Consider the following 18,668-nt stretch of genomic DNA (forward strand, 5'->3'; position numbering starts at 1 on the left):
CTGACATACTATGAAAGTTCAGAAAACGCCTGCTCATCAGGCAGCATTTCACAAAATATTTACCCTCATTGCTGGCATCATTGCCACATCCGGCATTGTTATGGGCATTTGGTTTTTGGTTTTTCACAATACACACGAAGAGACAAATGATGCTCAGATTGACCAATATGTCACACCTGTCATGACCAGAATTACGGGATACGTGCAGGAAGTACGGTATGACGAAAATGAGTACGTACATAAGGGAGATACCTTAATTGTGATCGACAACCGGGAATACGATGCGTACCTGGAGATGGCCAAAGCAGAAACGGAAAATGCTGAAAGAGCCGTCACGGTTGCGCTTCATCATGTAAAAACAACAGACAGCAGAACCAACGTAGAGCTTGCTCAGCTCGAAGCTGCCAAAGCGCACGTATGGCAAACAGAACAGGAATACAACCGCTATGTGGCCCTCGTACGGGAGGAAGCCGCCACCGAACAGCAACTCGAAAAGATAAAAACGGAATACGAATCGGCAAAAGCAAATTTTACAGAGGCCAGCCAACTGATCAGATCCACTGCATTGAATACCAATGAAGCAGCAGCCAGAGTTCCTGTGACCCGCACTGCCATCCAGCTCAAAGCAGCCGCACTCGACAAAGCCAAACTATACTTATCCTACACGGTAATTACTGCCCCATATGATGGCTGGGTAGGCAAAAAGACAATACAGCCCGGACAACTCGTCAAAGAAGGACAGACACTCGTGTCGGTGGTAAGCAAAGAAAAATGGATCACTGCCAACTTTAAAGAAACCCAGATCGCACACATTACACCCGGACAAGAAATTACCTTCACTGCAGATGCGAGCGGCAGCAGAACTTTTCAGGGTTTTGTACAATCTTTTTCTCCTGCGAGCGGAGCACGTTTCTCGGTACTTCCACCAGATAACGCCACGGGCAACTTTGTCAAAATTGAGCAACGCATTCCGGTTCGCATCCGGATAGCAGATGATAACAGCACTGCTTTTCTAAGAGCAGGAATGAACGTGACAGTCGTTGCCGACCACCAACCTGCTGAATGATGGAAGCCCACAACATTTTCAAATCCTGGGTTCCCGATTGGCTGATCAAGAGCGTCCTGTTGGTCTGTATGCTGCATTCCATGGTATTACTTGGGCTATATTCAAGCAACGTTTCCTATTCAGTCAGCTTTCTTGATATTGATCCTGAAGACCTCCAGTACAGCATGAGTATCACCTATGGGACATTTTTGGCAACCATCCTGATAGAAGGCCGTATGTTCAGGTATTTCCCCACACGCAACTACTTCATCGCAATCTACCTGCTGGCTGCGCTCACTTTCATTATCTCTGCCTACACGCATCACTTTATGGTATTTCTGATGCTTCGTATTGTCGAGGGATTCCTGATGGCACTTCCATGGATACCGCTCAGAATACTGTTACTGACAAGATTTAAATCCCGAAATGCAACGATTATCGTTTTTTCCTTTACTTACGGAATGCTGCTGATGGCATCCCCTTTTATTACGAACATTGCAGTATGGTTGCTCGAAAACTACGACTGGAACTATATGGCTTACGGATCAGCATTTTTTCAGCTCACCTGTGCGATGCTGGTCCTGATCGTGTTCAACGGAAGTCATTTTCATCGTAAAATACCGCTATTCCAGGTCGACTGGGCCAGCTTTGTGATGATCCTGACTGCAATATTATGTGGTGCATTTGTTTTGGTGTATGGAGAAAAGAAGTATTGGCTGCAATCATCCGAAATTGTATTGGCTATTATGATAACAGCGATCACCTCTTCGCTGTTTATTATCCGGCAATTATCTGTAACTCGCCCATCTTTTGACTTTGAAGTATTCCGATTTTCTAACTTACGAACCGGGCTATTGCTATTTCTGCTGCTGTACATTTCCCGGTCTACATTGAACATTTGTCACAATACAATGGCAAGCGTATGGAATTGGGAAGTAATCAGAATTGCCCATGTTCAATATCTGAATGTTGCAGGCAACTTCGTCGGTATGCTGATTGCAGGCTTTCTGCTGTCACGCTCCGTGGCGCCCCGCTACTTATTTATCACTGCGTTCGCCATCCTGTCGGTACATCATTTGTGGTTCACGTTTTTGTTTGTACCTGATGTTTCGCTGAATGATATAGCAATTCCCTATTTACTTCAGGGTGTTGGCGTGGGTATAATATTTGTCCCTCTTGTGCTTTTTACTGTATCATCCGTACCAGCCAGACTGGCTCCGTTTGCAGGCACAGTTGGTGTTATAGGACGTTTCTGGGGAAATACACTTGGATTTTGTGTTTTACAAAATGCCCAATTCTTTCTTTACCAGAAACATGAAAACAAGCTTAAACAATTCATAACACAGGAAAGCACTGAAACTCAATTGCGAATTACCAATGCCACTGTAAAGTGGATAGATAAGGGGTTTACCGGAGAGGAATCCCGGCTACTTTCAATCAGGCACCTTGCTGAAAGTACTCATAAACAAGCCATTCTGCTTTCGAATATGGAAATCTATACCTTTATGGGCTACGGATTGGTATTCATTGTTATCATGCTGATACTTAATCAACACTTAAAACAGACATTTGATATTTTCAAAAACCGGATTTGGGGTACCTGAGTTGAGGGCTTTTTCTTAGCGTATTTTCAACACGCTAAGAAAAAATCCTTATCAAATATTTTCTATTTACTCACAACCTCTATGTGCCAAATAGAATTTATTTGACTATCTAATACCACGACGGATACTATCCAAAGCCCCGCGACCATCCACATCGTCATGTTCCTGAATTCGCTTGGTACGATCCAGATCTGCATACCGATTGAGCGCACGAAAGTCTTCTCTTGACATCTTATTCCATCCGGAATAGGTTTTATTGGCAGTATTTACTCTTTTAACTCTTGATTTCTGGTACCCAAATCCATAAGTAAGACAGAACATTAAAAATACAAGGGTTGCAACAACTGATAGTTTTGACCTCCCGGAAGAGATCTTTTTGAGGTTTTTCATTAACAGGGAGAGTAGGTTATGTGCCCACTAAAATACAAAAACGTAGAACTATATTCCCATTATTCTATAAAAATCATGGAAAACCATGATAAATAATTTTGATATAAACTTCGCCCCCATAAAGAAAACTCTATTTCTTACAGCTATCTGATAATCCTATCATTGCAATATTTAAGTCTATATGATACACACAACACTGAACAAAGAAGTTATAAGCTGTATTTTTATACAAAATTGCCCACATACGAATCAGGGCTAAATATTAAAAAAATATCCAGCCCTGATTCGTTGTTATGCAATACTTAAAAGAGGTACTATTTACGATAATCCAACGGCGGTTTGCGGTCGCCTGCCAATGATTTATAAGTAAATTCTTTTCCTCCACGTGCCTTGTACAACTCAGCTTTCGCCTGCTGAATAATTTCCGGTTGTTTAAAAAGATCAATTGCCGACAAAGAGATTGTTTTGGCGGCCATCATCATCCCTTTGTACCCTATCGACATTCCATTGCATGCTACCGCCTGCCAGCTATGCGCGGGTACCCCAGGCACCCATGTAGCGGTAGATAATCCCGTAGTCGGAATCACCCAGCTCACATCGCCTACATCCGTAGATGCAGCCCATACACCATTCAACGCATAAGGCTCTACAGCAGTAGCCCTGTTCAGTGGAGGAAGATTATCGGAAGCGATAGTTTTACGAATCTGGTTTGCAAATTCACTCTCGGACGAAGTATACTGCATCCCTCCTACCTGCTCCAGATTTTTCTGCATCACTTTAGCGAGGGTTTCATTAGGTAACAAATTATACAATCCCGCCAGTACCTCGTAAGTCATCGTTGTTTCCGTACCCAATGCTGCCGCCTGAGCCGTTTTCATCAACCTTGCCCAAACCTCCTCCAGACCTTTTGCCGTCGGGTGACGAATCGTATATTCAACCTCCGCATAGTCCGGAACAATGTTAGAAGTAAGTCCGCCTTTTTTAATTACATAATGAATACGCGTAGAAGATGTAACATGCTCACGCATCATGTTCACCATGTAATTCATGGCCTCTACGGCATCCAGTGCCGAACGTCCTTTTTCAGGTGCTGCCGCTGCATGCGCCGCCACGCCGGTAAACTGAAAGTTGGCAACGCGATAAGCCAATGAAGAAGAAGGACTGGCGCTGTTGTTGTCTCCCGGGTGCCAGTGTAAGGTCGCATCTACGTTGTTGAACAGTCCGGCTTTTACAAGATAGGTTTTGCCACCACCCGCTCCCTCCTCAGCCGGAGTCCCGATCAACTGTATAGTGCCCGACTTACCGGATTGTTGCAGATAGTTCTTGGCAGCGATAGCAGCAGCTACCGACCCTACCCCAAACAAATTATGTCCGCACCCATGTCCATAGGCATTAGGCACCAGCGGTTTTCTGAGCGGAACCGAATCCTGAGACAGGCCCGGGAGTGCATCCATTTCAGCCAAAATACTGACAACCGGAGCTCCCTTACCAAAGCTCGCGACAAAAGCAGTGGGCATCTCAGCCACACCGGTTGAGATACTGAATCCATTATCTCTGAGCTCCTTTTGCAGAAGACTGCTCGTTTCGGTTTCCAGATAACCGGGTTCAGCCAATTTCCAGATACGCTCAGCCAGCGCTGCATAATGCGGATAATCTTTATCCAGCTGCGAAACTACTTTTGTTTTCTCCGGCTGGCTATGAACCTGAACAACAAAACAAAACGTTATAATTAAAGAAAGTAAAGATTTAAAATAAACCATAAAAGATAATTTATTGATACAATATTTTGCAAAAATTAAAATATACAAAATATTATCTACACAAGAAAATATTTACAGTTTACCCGAAACAATACCTTCCTCCTTTTCGGCATCATATCAGCGCTGTTACTCCCCCTGCATCATAGCAAGCATTTGGTCAATCGCATCAACCGAATGTAACATCTCAGTACTTTGAAGTGTGATTCTGGTAACTTCAGCTGTTCTTTCCAGCATGTTCTTTTCATAACAGGCTATTGCAGCAGAAAAATTATCAAAACGATCACTAGTGAGGCATTCTGCCAATTCCAACGCATCCAGCATTGCCATGTTCACGCCTTCTCCCGCATACGGCGGCATACGATGTGCTGCATCACCAAGCATCGTCAGGTTAGGGAGAGCTGTCCAGCTTTGATCAAGCGGATAATGGTATTGAGGACGCGCCATACACCACACTTCTTCACCCGAAAACAACTCCTGCCAGCTGCTATCCCAGGATCGAAACGCAGCCTCAAACCATTGATGCACTTGTTTCTGATCTGTAAACTCAATACCACTTTTCAGAGACCAATCCTCCGGAACCTTGCAGCCTGTGTAAAAGGACAAACTTCCATCCCCTTTGGCACTGAGTATCAGCGATTGCTCATCACCAAAAGCGAAAACTTTTCCACCTTTCACCATTTCATAAAGCCCGGGTGCATTTTGGCTGGCATTATATACATTGCCTTCAACAATTGTCACTCCTGAATAAACCGGAGTAATGTCTGTTATTTGTTTGCGGATTCTGGAATTGGCACCGTCTGCTGCAACCACGATATCTGCATAAGCCCAAGTCTCATTTTTGAAAAACAGCCTCCAGCCCTCTCCCTCCGCTTCTATAGATAAGAAATTACAATCCCAAACTACGGTTTCCGGCTGAAGCGATTCCAACAGAATTTTACGCAACGGCCCCCGATCAATCTCAGGACGCTGATCGGCATAACCATTCTTCAAAGCATGATCATCCAGATAGATGGTTTTATCCATGCCAGCAACCCGCATTTTACCGGCATCGGGGCGATAGTTTGCATAAAAAGCATCTGTTAAACCAGCCTCACGCAATGCAGCCAGGCCGGATTCCTCGTGCAAGTCTAACGTTGCTCCCTGTACCCGCACATCCTTATTCGCATCCCGCTCATAAACGTGTACCTGTACTCCTCTCTGCTGAAGAAGTTTTGCCAATGTAAGCCCTCCCGGACCACCTCCAACGATGGCTATTTTTTTATTTTCAAGTATCATTTCCGTCTTCGTTTTTAATTCAACGGAACAAAGCTACCTGACGGGAATCGTGGAAAATTGTATAAATCGGTCGTTTTGATTTATCCTGAGCTCTTTGGGCAGAACACCTGAAAGCTTTTTGATTTCACGTATAAAATGAGACTGGTCAGTAAAATTCTCTTCCGGAGACAATTTACCATTTTTAATATGCGGAAAGGAGGCTCGGAAACGAAGTATACCGCAGTAGGATTTTAATGGTAAGCCGAAATGCTGATCGAAATAGCGGTTGATCTGCCGGCTCGTCCAGCAGACCTCTTCTGATAGCTTTTGAACTGAAAATGAACCATTTGATCCATAAATCAAATCAAAAAGTTTAAGTTTTCTATCATCTGTGCTCAGAGGAAACGATGACAACATTCTTGCTGTCATCGTTTGACAAAACTGTTCAAAATCGTTCAGGACATGCTGTTCAACATCCCAAAAATTTTCCGGCAACAGGAGTGCCGTATCAATTATACCAGCTATGCTATGTTTTAGGATATACTCCACGCCGGGCAGGCGAAAGCTGATTGCAAAGGTTATTGTATCAGGAGCAATTTCGGCTTGTTCAGGCTGTGTTCCTATACCTGACAAAGAAATATGAAACGTTTCTTCCGTTGAGCGGGAAAAGAACAGGTCCACGCGGCCGTCAGGCAGAATCACAACCTTCTTTGCTTCCTTGGAATGATTACGAAGCATCCAGAAGCTTTCAACGAAGATCTGTAATCTCTGTTCCGGAACGACGTATTTGTATTCAAAGTCCTTGTCCATAGCTTAGCAGCCTACTCGGTGGCAGATAGATATGAACGGTTGACAAAAGATTTGAAAGATGTAGTCATTGCCTGCTGTTAATTTTGCATTCAAGATACATCAGGATTTTTTTTAATGCTACAACTGCCATTTAAACAGCCGCCAGACCTCTATTTCGGCGAACCTCTTTTTATTTCCTTCGGCACCTTTCCATAGGTCTTCCTGAATTCTCTGCTAAAATATTTACTATCCTCATACCCGACGGCATTAGCTACCTCGTTCACATGATATGTACCTACTTCCAGTAGTTGCAGTGCCCTTTTCATACGAATGTCTTTCACAAAGTCATTGACCGTGCCTCCCGTCAGCAACCGGAGTTTCCTGTACAAAACTGACACGCTGATTCCGATGTGAAATGCCATCTGGTGAACGCCAAAATCAGGATCGGACAAATTCTCCTGAACGATCCCTGTCAATTTTTCAAGGAACCCACCAGTCACTTCACTAAGTTTCGGTTGACTGCTGATCACCATTTCCTGATCCGACAATGTGCTTTTAATGCGCATCAGTTTTTTTATTCTTAATTCGAAAAGCTGATTGTCACAAGGCAATACCAGATAGTCGTCAGCTCCTGCCCGCAACCCTTCAATCTCGCTTGCAACAGAAGCTTCATTGGATAGCAGAATAATCGGTAGCCTGCTCGTGTTAAAATCAGATTTCAATATACGGCATAAATCATAACCGTTTATTAAAGGAGAAGTAACATCACAGAGAATCAAATCCGGGTTTATTTTGCGCGCTAATAGCTGCCCCTGATTGCCATCACTTGCTTTCACGATATTAAAATTTTCCCAGAGTATCTCGCTGACAAAAGCGCCGAGCCCTATATTATTTTCAACGATTAAAATAACTCCCTTATCGTCAGAAATCATCATATTTAAACGAGTAAATATTCTCAATATATCAGAAACAAAAAAACTTTTCATTTTCCTAAAAAAAATGAATATTATACCTGTAAAGTAATAATTGCAAGGAGAGCTAAAATAGGCAGTTACTTACTTAACCATTGCACCAATCAGATAAATAAAAATGTATCCTTAACAGATTATTTCTTCAAAACACAATACGGCGCTGATCATAAAAATACTATCCACGAGCATAGATAATATCCTGACCATCCAGACAAAATAAATATCCTCTTGTAAACATAGCGTACCGAAATATTTCTATCAACTGGTTCCTATGACAATTGTCATAGAAATACGAAATTCCTACCAAATAGATAAGATTTTCTACTCTATTACCTGGCTTATCTACCATAAAACGACAAAATTTTCTCACATTCTGTCATTTCCGACTCACAGCGCAGAGCAATCAGGTTAATTTTATACCGATGTCGGAAACCCTCACAAACGACTTAAAACAAGCATATTGGGCAAAAGGCAGTTTTTCCAGACCTACTCCAGGCGCCTGTACCGACTGTTTGTTCGTCCTGAGCTAACTGCAAGGAACCGGAGAAGCACACAAAATCGAAATATTTTACAAGTAGACCAGATAACACACCATTGAGACAATAATATCACCTGTCCAATCTAAAAAAATTGGAGATATTGCACAAAAAATTAATCAACAAACATTGAACATTTACATTGTAAAAAAATAAAATCTATATGTTATGGAAGAGTTATATCGAAGGAGCAAAATTGTACTTATTGACAATCGCCCCATGTTCACACAAGGAATAAAAAGTTCCATTAAAACGATCGACAGCAGCCTGGATGTATTTGAATACAAATCCATTGAAGAGATTATAAACGACAAACTTGAATGGGAATTTTTTACATTTTTTCTACGTGTAGGAAATACTTATGATCATGTAATTTTGAGCAACATAAGAAAATTGCGAAATACGTACGGATCCTGTAAAATAATACTATACGATTATCAGGAATCAATTGACTATATCATTACGCTTTTTAAAGAAAATATTGATGCATATCTTCCTGATAATTTTGACGAAGGAGATCTGAAGGAATGTTTCCTTTCCGTGGAATCCAATAAGCTTTATCTGAATACGCAAATCGCGCTTCAGCTGCTGACTTTCAAACCGAACAAGCGTACGGAGAGAAAAATCCAGTTTACTCCTACGGAGGTAAAAGTGGCACGGTTACTCGTCAGAGGGATGCGAACTTCGCTGATTGCCAAAGAGATGGGCAAGAAAATATCTACAATCAGCACCATTAAGTCTAACATTTTTAAGAAGGCAAAAGTCTCTAATATCATCGACCTTGCGAGTAGTATGGACAATATGCAAATTGCATAATACGCGTACTCTGTCGATATTCATTCTATAGAATCAACACATTCCCGGGTTTACACAAACACACCGTTCCTCGTCACGCTGATTAATCTTACAATCAGAAACTTTTTCAAACACTTCCCCATATTTCAGTCGATACGCAATGCCTTGCTTTATGTTTAAAGTGAGGCATTTTACTTATCAGAAACATCAGAATATGCCAACCCGGCAAAGAAAAAGCCGGAAGATTGATTAACAATCTATCCGGCCTTTCGACTTACCTTACTCTTACTCTTTGTTACTTCACTACGAAGGACTTGTTATGCGTCTCTCCGTTTGGATACGTAACTTTCATGACATACATACCAGTGGCAAGCTTGCTTACATCCACAGTGGTTTCTGACTGTTTCAGTTTTTGCACTTCTACACCGGATATATTATAGATGCTCAGCGTAAACTCACCCGACTGCGGCAGACTTAACGTCAATCTTCCGTTAACAACCGGATTAGGGTATACGAACAGCGATCCTTTACCATCTTCGAAACGAAGTGAAACAATCGAGCTCAGCATATAAGATCCATCCGCATCGATCTGTTTCAGACGATAGTAGTTGATACCTTTCAGCGGCGTTGCATCTGTAAACCTGTAAGTAAGTGTTCCTTTGCTGTTTCCTCCCTCTGTCTGATTTTCAACAAATCCGATCGCATTCCAGTCACGCGCATTTGCACTTCTCTGGATTTCGAAACCTGTGTTGTTCGACTCCTCTGTAGTTCTCCAGTTCAGGTTCGCTACATCTGCTTCTTTGGTTGCGTTGAAATACGTCAGTTTAACAGGAAGTGCTGAAGATTCTGTAGTCGACAGATAGATGAAAGACGAGAATGAAGTGATATTGTGGAACTCCACGTAGTTTACACCGTCTTCTACACCAGTCGCATTTGGAGTAAGCTGAGTCGCTTTAGTAGCATCCAATACACCACTTGCATATACATTTGCTATTACATCATCTGCATTTCCTTCGTACTTATACCATCCATGAGCCTGCTGACCTGCTACGGTCGTCGCAGTCTGCTCAGGCACGCTGTAATAAATCCGCACTTTACCACCTGATGGGAATGTTGAGGCTGCAGCGTCTGTAATCGTAGTGATGCGTGCCATTAAGTTGGTCTTACGTGTGCCGTCATCGTAGCTCGCTCCTACCGGTGTAATTGTTACCGACAGGTTAGACAGATCTGCGTATCCTGTAATTCCCAGTAGTTTCTGTGAATTGTCTGTTGTCTGGCGGAAGTATTTCCAGGCACCTACATCACAGGTATTAGAAGAAACGTTGGTAGTCTCTGTAACAGGCGTCAGGTATACTGTACCTTGGTTGAACGGAATTACTTTTCCATAGGTAAAATAGCTTGCTCCGTTCGGGAAAGTATGCGCGATGTCGTAATCCGTTCCGTTTACTGTGAGTCCCTGTACCGATACATTGGTAGTGAATGCTGCATCGTCTGCAAAGATGATCACATAATCAGCACATGCATCCGTTGCCCCGAATGATGTGGTACCTACAGAAGCCATAGGGAAACGTACCAACACTTCATTTGACACATTGTTTGTATTCTGAACTTTCCAGATACGGTTCATGCGGCGTCCGTTGCTAGGACTTCCCTCCCATGTAAATGGCGAATAGGCTGCTGCCAGACTCTGAACGTTACCGTTATCACCCCAAACAAGAAACTGGCCGTCATTTAATGTATTGACGTTGGCAGCATTGGTTTCAGCAATTTCACCTAAACCAATAGTCACCTGGTTGTTGGTATTTGCATGCTGGCTTCGGCTTTGTTTCTGATGCAAAGCTGATACAAAGTCATTACCAACACCAGCTACGTTATTGTAATAACCAGTGTTTGCTGCTGCATTCCATACCACCACATTTTGAGAAGTAGTATAGTTGTTGGTATTCGCCAATGTCAGCCCGTACTTGACCGCCAGATACGATTCTACTTTGTTACGCTCAGCAGCCGAGTTGTTTCCGTTTCCATAAACAATCACCTCTCCAATGTTTCCTATAAATCCTGCATTATCACTACTGTTACCTGAGAAAACTGTCGATCCAATCGCATGTCCTCCGGTCATCTGTCCATTAGCGGCATAAGTGGCGGTAGTTCCATTCGCGGCACCATTCAATCCTTTAGCAACACTCACATCTGTAAAGGTGTTATACATGATGCTAGGAGAACCTGTCGCATACGCGATGTTACCAGGATTAGCGAAATAGGTTTGTCCCCGTGCTGTGTTAACACGTTCGATTGTTGCGTTCTGGTTCAGACCAATTCCATCCCAGTGTCTGATTCCTCCGGTTGTCGTTATGTTGTCAACGAGCGAACTAAAGACACGTGCATTACCACCACCTGAAGCCAATCCTTCTTTCGTCAGTGTATAAATGTCAAAGTTCAGCGCAGAAACTGTTTGAACACTTGTATTACCCAGTGTCTGTGCGCCAGCCGTGTAGTTAAGTCCCGGGTTGAAGTTGAAGTACGTGGAATTACCGTTCTTAAATTTAGGAAGAGCGTTTTCACCCAACTGCGAAATCGTAGTACCAGAAGTAAAGTCTGTCCAGTCGGCAACATCCGAGTCTTCTACATTTGAGCTCACCAATTTGTCAGCTCTATACCAGTAGCTCAGGTTGTTAGTAACCCCACCAGGCCCCTGTATGAAGGCTGCAAAAGTAAAGTAGCTTCCGTTTGCTAAAGTAACATCGGCATAAGCATATTCTACACCATTGATAGTCTGCGTTGCGATCATATCCGTAATCACATCCGATGCATTGATGTCCTCATCTGCACTCTGAATCAGTTTCAGATTAGTAAAACCTGCCGGCCAGGCTACACGGACTGTTCCAACAGAACCGGTATTTTGCGCTTTCCAAATCGAAGCAAAACGATAGTTGACATTGGCAATACCGCTAATAGCTACTGATGGCGACTTGGCCAAGCCGTTGTCACCCCAAATCAGGAACTGACCGTTTTCTAATACCCCTGTATTCGCAGCATTTGTATTCTGCAGGCCGGTAGTACTAATCAGGACTTCTTTCGTGGTATTGGTGCTCCAAGACTGACGTTGATACAACGATCCCTGATCATCCCGTGCTATACCTGCGATGTTGAAATGATAGCCATTATTGGTACCATTTGCCCACACAGTAGCAGAAGATGAGTTTACATAATCTTTTGTACCTGCTGCGTAAGTTGTACCATATTTGATCGCCATATAGGTCTCAACCCGGTTCATTTCATCCTCACTTAGCCGCTGTTCAAACACAACCACTTCATTCAACTGCCCATTCAATGCGCCATGGTTGTCATCCTGACCAATCTGAAAATCCCTGGATGCATTATTGATCACCGCATTTTGAATCTGGTTAGTACCAGAGAAAACGGTGCGGTTACCATTTAGTGACACGGTTGCGCCCGCATAGGCAGATGTACTACCCTCTCCATTCTGCCATCCGGATCCTATAGTAAAGTAATTTTTATTCACAAAACTATTGGTCGTCAAACCCTGATAACCAGGACCTCCCGTAAAGAACAAGAGATTATAGTTACCACCAGAAGGATAAGTGTGTAAACCGGGATAGTCCATGGAAGAATGAAAACCGGCAAAGCCAACATTCTTTAAACTGTTAAGATATCCTGCCGCGAAAATCGATCCGTTTGCCCGGTCTATTACATTCACTCCTGTTGGTGCAGTATAGCGCATCCACTGGCTGCCTGGGAACGTAACTGTTGGGTTAAAATTGGCCAACTTTGTGGTGTTAGAAAAAGTAGGTCTGTTTCCTGAACTCGCCTGCACCAGATTGTAACCAGTGCCTTTGTACTCATTCCACTGTTGCAGCGTCTGTCCATCTGTTGCCTCCGTTGTGCCTGCATCAGAAAACTGCTGACCTGCAGCATCTGCCCTATACCATGCCGCCGAAGCTACATTACCCGGTCCGGATACAAATCCTGCGAAAGTGAAGAATTGACCATTACTCAGGGCAACATCTGCATAGTTGTAAGAAACACCGTTTACAGTTACCGAATTGGCAGTCATATCTGTTCTTGTATCCGAAGCATCAATAGTAGCATCGGCACTTTGAATAAGCGTAAGACTTGGAATTCCCGAAGGCCATGCCACACGTACCGTTCCAACAGATCCTGTATTTTGCACTTTCCAGATCGCTGCAAAACGCAGGTTCAAAGTGGGTACACTTGGAAAATTGAATGATGCGGAAAGCGATTTCGATAGTCCGTTGTCACCCCAGATCAAATATTGTCCATCAGATGAAAGTGAAGTTCCGTTACCAGCATTGGTATGGGTCAAGCCTGTAGTTGAAACAATAACCTGCTGCCCTTTATTTACGCTGATACTCTGTTTTTGATTTAAATAGGAATCCTCATCATTGGCTATACCGGCTACGTTGTTATGGTAAGCACTGTTAGCAGTCGCATCCCAGGCAACGGTTCCATTGGAGTTTACATAATTTACACCCGCCGGCAATGTGATACCATATTTAATTGCAAGATAAGTGTCTACTCTGTTTCTTTCAGCCGCAGTCAAATTGCCGCCTCCATAAATAATAACTTCTCCAATATGACCTGTGAAGCCCCAGTCATCACCACCGGGAGGATTTGTGCCTCCGTTAGAACCAAAAATATGTCCGCCAGTCATCTGCCCTCTTGCCGAAACATTATATTGTGTACCCACGCCTGCACCGTTCACACCCTTCCTGATAGATGTATTGGTGAAAGTATGGTACATGATACTTGGTGTAGCAGTAGAAAAAGCAATGTTACCTGGATTTGTAATGCCCAATCCGCCACCACTGCTATTTCTGGTAGCCACGTTTCCACTGGCATATAATCCGGGTTGATCCCAGTTGGCACCGCCAAATGAGGTATTATTCATCCCTATGTTAAAATACCGCGTTCCGCTCATACCCTCTTTGGTTAGGGTGAAAATATCGAAGGAAGTATTTTCTAAGGTCTGGGTTGTGATGTTACCCAACATTTGCTGGATTGCTGTAAAATTAACCCCTGGGTTAAAGTTAAAGTAATTAGTAGCTCCTTGTTTGAATACTGGTACGGGTGCTGTCGCAATTTTACCGGAAACAGTACCTCTTGTAAAATCTGTCCAGGTCGTAACATTGGTGCCATCCCCTCCAACTGCAACCAAGCCTTCATCAGCACGATACCACTGCGTTAAACCTGATGCCACACCGCCGGGAGCACGCACCTTGGCGGCAAATGTAAAGAACTGACCATCAGCCAGCGTTACATCAACATAGTTATACACAATGCCGTTAATCGGAGCTGTTTCAGCAGACATAGCCGTAACCACATCGCTTCCGTCTATTACCGCATCGCTACTCTGAACCAATTTAAGGTTATCCAACCCCTTAGGCCATGCAACGCGTACAGTTCCCGTACCGACATTTTGCACCTTCCAAATCGATGCAAAACGGGCATTCACATCTGCACTCAGATTAGTGGCTGTAACGGAAGGGGTTTTGGACAAACCATTATCACCCCACACCAGAAACTGACCATCAGTAAGTCCCGTCGTATTTAGTGCGTTGGTATTGGCCAAACCAGCAGTACCAATCAGCACCTGCTTGCCGTCGTTAATACTACTTGATTGTTTTTGATGCAATGCACCGTTATTATCCCGTGCAATCCCAGCAATGTTATTGTTGTAGCCGGTATTGGTTGCCTGATTCCAAATGATGGTACTTCCATTGCTGGCAATATAGTTATGTGGCAAAGTAATGCCATACTTGATTGCAGTATAGGTTCTTACACGCTGCTTCTCCGCCTCGGAAAGATCTCTTTCATAGGCAATTACCTCACCTATTAAACCATTTCTAACTTCCGGTTGCGATCCCAATACACTTCCGTCGGCATGTTTCGAATAAACCGCAGCAAAAGTTTGCGTATTTGATCCCGTTGTCCCGTTCTGACCATACTTAATCCCGGCAGTGCCTACGGTAAATGATACATCATTGATATATAGCTTATTTACCTGGACAGCTGGTAAAGCAGGATTGGAATCCGTGTAAGGATAATTGACTACGTTCGCTCCCAATCTGGTAAATACAGGAGTGTTGGCATTGATCAGGCTGGCTGAAGTAGTAGTTGCCCCAAACCCAATAATATCTCCGTATCCTCCGACAGCTCTATCCAGATTTACTGTAAAAACAGAACTACTGGTTCCATTAGCGGAATAAGGCTTACCCGCAGGAACAACCATAAAGCGGGCATTACTACCCGAAGTTCCGAAATCAACTACCGGATTGAAATTATAATATGTCGCAGCAACAAAAGGTTGACGGCTTGCATTAGTCTGCGTATAATGGTTGGCATTTCCCGATCCGTCCGTCCAGGAGGAGGGAGTGAAACCATTGTCAGAACGTAACCATACCCGCAAATTAGCCGAAACCCCACCCGGGGATTGGGCCTGCGAAAAGGTACTGCCCAGCGTTGCTGCGGCCAGTAAAAGTTTAGTTAACGGACTCCTCACCCGTCTGCGAATAAGCTCACGTCCCATTTGGGCGGATGTGTAAAGTTGGTTCATATTCATGAAATCCAGGTTTGAATTTTACTAAAAATTAACTAACGATTTGGGTATCAAAAATTCAATACGAATTGATAAAGTGTTGCATTGTTTACAGCTGGTGTCGTTTCCGCGTCGTAGTATAATGGACTGTTAGGTCGGTACCATACTACTAGCGAACCCCTCTCAAACTCTGCGTTTTTGCCCCCAGGCTTACGAGTATTGCCGAAGCAAGCATGTCAGCGGCGACTCGTAAATTTCGTTTCATAGAAAGTTTTCAATTTTTTGGATAAAGATTTTCACTTCGTTCTTTCGTTTTTTCAAATAGTCATGTGCGGTGTTTTAAGTTGAACAAAATTTACAATCACGAAAAAGTGGGAGGGTTTTACATATCTGTTCTGCTAATGTTGATACCAAGGGTACATCTTAAAAAGGGTATCAATCGGGTAAGGCATTTTCCTGAAGAATGGGCATGACCACAAATGTGCTGTAGACAAGATTTTGCAACTTGTGTAGTTATCACTTCCATATGTAATAATCTCATAGTGTGGCATAGTGTATATATGTATAAAACAAAATCGAATGAATTCGAATTATATCTTATGCTGTGATGAAGTTGCAGTTACAAATGTCTCAACTTACGTTGATGAGGATAGGTGAAAATCCTATCTATTTGGTGTGAAATTCTTACTACATCCATCCAAAACACTAATTTCTTTGTTATCATACATAGAAATTATCCCCAAATACGTCGTAAATACTTTGATAGACAGAAGCTAAAACCATATTCTATACTTATAAAAATTTCTATATATTATTACACAAAACTCGCATATTGAGGTATTTACGTTTATATAGAAGTTGTTATGAGAATATGAAAGGCAGAGTGACACCAGAGGAACCCTTAAGTACATATTACTTTTTCAAGCACTACTGGTTAATAAATTACATGCTCAACAAAACTATTTTTCAGTAAGACTGAAAAATCTCATCACTTATCAAATTCAAATGCATGAAAAAAGCCTCGGCGAACCGGGGCTTTTCGAAAATTCTTCTTCAGCAGAGAGCTGCTCGACTACAACCAATGTTCTATCTTTTTAACAAATGCCGCGATATTGATTTCCCGTTGGAGGATTGAAGAACAATAAGATATTTACCTTTGCCCTGAATATTATACACCCAAATCCGCTCGGTTCCTGTTAACCCCTTCACACGCGCAGATTGAGTAGCCGGGTTGGGATATACAACGATTTCAGCGCCGAAGTCTGCGTCGGGGATATAACTGATTCTGCTATAAGTACCCTTTGCATCCCAGTCGGTCTGTCTTAGCCTGTAGTAGCTGTTGCCTTGCAACGGCACCTCGTCAGTAAACTGATACTCCAATTTACCTGCACTGTTACCATCTGCATTTTTCCCCTGAACAAAACCTATTGCGGACCAAACCTTACTATCCTCACTCCTTTCAACATCAAATCCCTTATTGTTGACCTCTGCCGCCGTAGCCCATTCCAGTTTCAGCACACTTCCCGCTCGTTTACCGCCAAAGGACATGATTGTCATAACGTATCCGTAAACTCAGTACTTCACACAACAGATACCGGCGGAACCTTATAGGAGAAATTCGATTGCAAGATTCCATATTTTATCGAAATGAGGGAGTAAAAAACAATCAAACTTGTGCGATTATTTTGTCCGCACAAAAAAATATATCCTGAAAATCAACTATTCCCAGGTGTATTTTTGAAAACCAATTCCCACAGTCAAAATCCTTGCTTACAACTCTAAGTATACAAAGGGATGGTTTGTACTAAAAGGATCCGGTCAAAGGCGTCCTGTTACTTGTCTTATTCAAACTGAGCCGCCCCTTTCTCTTTTCGATAGGGCTTTTTGAAAAAATCCTCCACTACACTGTTGAATACATCTTTATATACAACCAGCGTTGAATGTCCTGCATCAGGCAAAATCCACAGATAGGATTTGGGCAGAGCCTCGGCGATCAGCATGGTATGTCGCGGAAGGATAACGTCGTTGTCTCCACCGATTACCAGCGTCGGACATATGACACTCTTCAAATCAGCAATGGAGATATTGGGATTAAACGCCATCAGATTCAGCAGCTTTTTCTGAGCTTTTACCTCCTGGCTTTGATTAACACTATTTAAACTATCAATGCCTGAGCCAATCCACTTCACCAGAAACGGCTCTAAAGCAGTGGTATCCGGCCAAAGGTTGGCTCCCGTTATAGCAAGTTTTTTAACCTTCTTCGGATTTCGCTTTGCCAAAAGTAGTCCATTAATTCCGCCGTCACTCCATCCTATTACATGGCAGGAATCGACATGAAGCTCAGTTAATAAAGCATTGTAATCATCAGCCATCATTTCATAGGAAAGGGAATCGCTAACGTCCACCGATTTCCCCTGCGCTCTGCTGTCAGCAACGATGACCTTATAATTCTTCGAAAAGTACCCGATCTGATTTCTAAAATCGCTGATAGAACCGCCGTTCCCATGAATCATCAGCACCGGACTACCCTTACCATATACTTCATAGTACATTTTGAATCCTCTGATATTGGCATACTTTCCCACTTTTCCATTGCTTCCATATGCCGGCATCAGGGATTTCCCTGTCTTAGCTTGTCCAAAAACTGGATTCATCACAGAAAAGAGTAACAACGTAATCAGCAATTGATTGAACATAAGGATAATATCGGTTGACAACAAGATTGTAAATGTAACTTATTGCAGATAATTGCTGGAACATACACCACCAACAAAGTTTACTTCTTGCAAAAGAAAGATATTGAAGCAAGTTTTTCACCAATAATTGACAAGAAAATGCCAGTTCTGTTCTCCCGAAAGTGACGAATTTGCCCCCGCATTATTTCTGCCGGCAGGGATTACCTGCACGTCCGGAATAGCGGGTCACCTCGCTGCCAATGCAATTATAT

General features: G+C 42.9%; 11 protein-coding genes. 3 read left to right on the forward strand and 8 right to left on the reverse strand.

Annotation, left to right across the window (positions count from 1 at the left end; genetic code table 11):
* Positions 1-10: 10 nt before the first annotated feature.
* Together DSL64_RS06070 and DSL64_RS06075 are read left to right on the forward strand one after the other, a co-directional pair.
* The gene (locus DSL64_RS06070; RefSeq protein ID WP_115829769.1) at positions 11-1,066 is read left to right on the forward strand and encodes an HlyD family secretion protein; all 1,056 of its coding nucleotides are present in this window, start codon (positions 11-13) and stop codon (positions 1,064-1,066) included.
* Entirely contained in the window at positions 1,063-2,649 is a 1,587-nt protein-coding gene (locus DSL64_RS06075) for an MFS transporter (protein ID WP_229216978.1), read from the forward strand. Before DSL64_RS06070 ends, DSL64_RS06075 begins: the two co-directional genes overlap by 4 nt.
* Before the next feature lie 105 nt (positions 2,650-2,754).
* Here the strand turns inward: DSL64_RS06075 and DSL64_RS06080 are convergent, their stop codons facing one another.
* From DSL64_RS06080 to DSL64_RS06100, 5 genes are all read right to left on the reverse strand, one after another.
* Positions 2,755-3,039: a hypothetical protein gene (locus tag DSL64_RS06080; protein WP_115829770.1), complete on the reverse strand. Its 285-nt coding sequence runs from the start codon at positions 3,037-3,039 to the stop codon at positions 2,755-2,757.
* Positions 3,040-3,353: 314 nt separating this feature from the next.
* Entirely contained in the window at positions 3,354-4,799 is a 1,446-nt protein-coding gene (locus DSL64_RS06085; RefSeq protein WP_115829771.1) for an amidohydrolase, read from the reverse strand.
* Between the two features lie 126 nt (positions 4,800-4,925).
* The gene (locus DSL64_RS06090) at positions 4,926-6,074 is read right to left on the reverse strand and encodes an FAD-dependent oxidoreductase (RefSeq protein ID WP_115829772.1); all 1,149 of its coding nucleotides are present in this window, start codon (positions 6,072-6,074) and stop codon (positions 4,926-4,928) included.
* A 33-nt stretch (positions 6,075-6,107) separates the two neighbouring features.
* The gene (locus DSL64_RS06095) at positions 6,108-6,863 is read right to left on the reverse strand and encodes a helix-turn-helix domain-containing protein (protein ID WP_115829773.1); all 756 of its coding nucleotides are present in this window, start codon (positions 6,861-6,863) and stop codon (positions 6,108-6,110) included.
* 149 nt (positions 6,864-7,012) lie between these two features.
* Positions 7,013-7,777: a response regulator transcription factor gene (locus tag DSL64_RS06100; protein WP_229216979.1), complete on the reverse strand. Its 765-nt coding sequence runs from the start codon at positions 7,775-7,777 to the stop codon at positions 7,013-7,015.
* A 740-nt stretch (positions 7,778-8,517) separates the two neighbouring features.
* Here DSL64_RS06100 and DSL64_RS06105 point away from each other — a divergent pair.
* Positions 8,518-9,165, forward strand: a complete 648-nt coding sequence (locus DSL64_RS06105) for a transcriptional regulator (RefSeq protein WP_115829774.1) — start codon at positions 8,518-8,520, stop codon at positions 9,163-9,165.
* Positions 9,166-9,439: 274 nt separating this feature from the next.
* Here DSL64_RS06105 and DSL64_RS06110 read toward each other — a convergent pair whose 3' ends face one another.
* From DSL64_RS06110 to DSL64_RS06120, 3 genes are all read right to left on the reverse strand, one after another.
* On the reverse strand, positions 9,440-15,745 hold the full coding sequence (locus DSL64_RS06110) for a T9SS type A sorting domain-containing protein (protein ID WP_115829775.1): 6,306 nt from the start codon (positions 15,743-15,745) through the stop codon (positions 9,440-9,442).
* Positions 15,746-16,807: 1,062 nt separating this feature from the next.
* Positions 16,808-17,278 (reverse strand): T9SS type A sorting domain-containing protein, encoded by a 471-nt coding sequence (locus tag DSL64_RS06115; protein WP_115829776.1) that lies wholly within the window; start codon positions 17,276-17,278, stop codon positions 16,808-16,810.
* Between the two features lie 284 nt (positions 17,279-17,562).
* Positions 17,563-18,375 (reverse strand): alpha/beta fold hydrolase, encoded by an 813-nt coding sequence (locus tag DSL64_RS06120; RefSeq protein ID WP_229216980.1) that lies wholly within the window; start codon positions 18,373-18,375, stop codon positions 17,563-17,565.
* Positions 18,376-18,668 lie beyond the last annotated feature (293 nt).

The organism is Dyadobacter luteus, assembly GCF_003383615.1.
GTDB classification, from domain to species: domain Bacteria; phylum Bacteroidota; class Bacteroidia; order Cytophagales; family Spirosomataceae; genus Dyadobacter; species Dyadobacter luteus.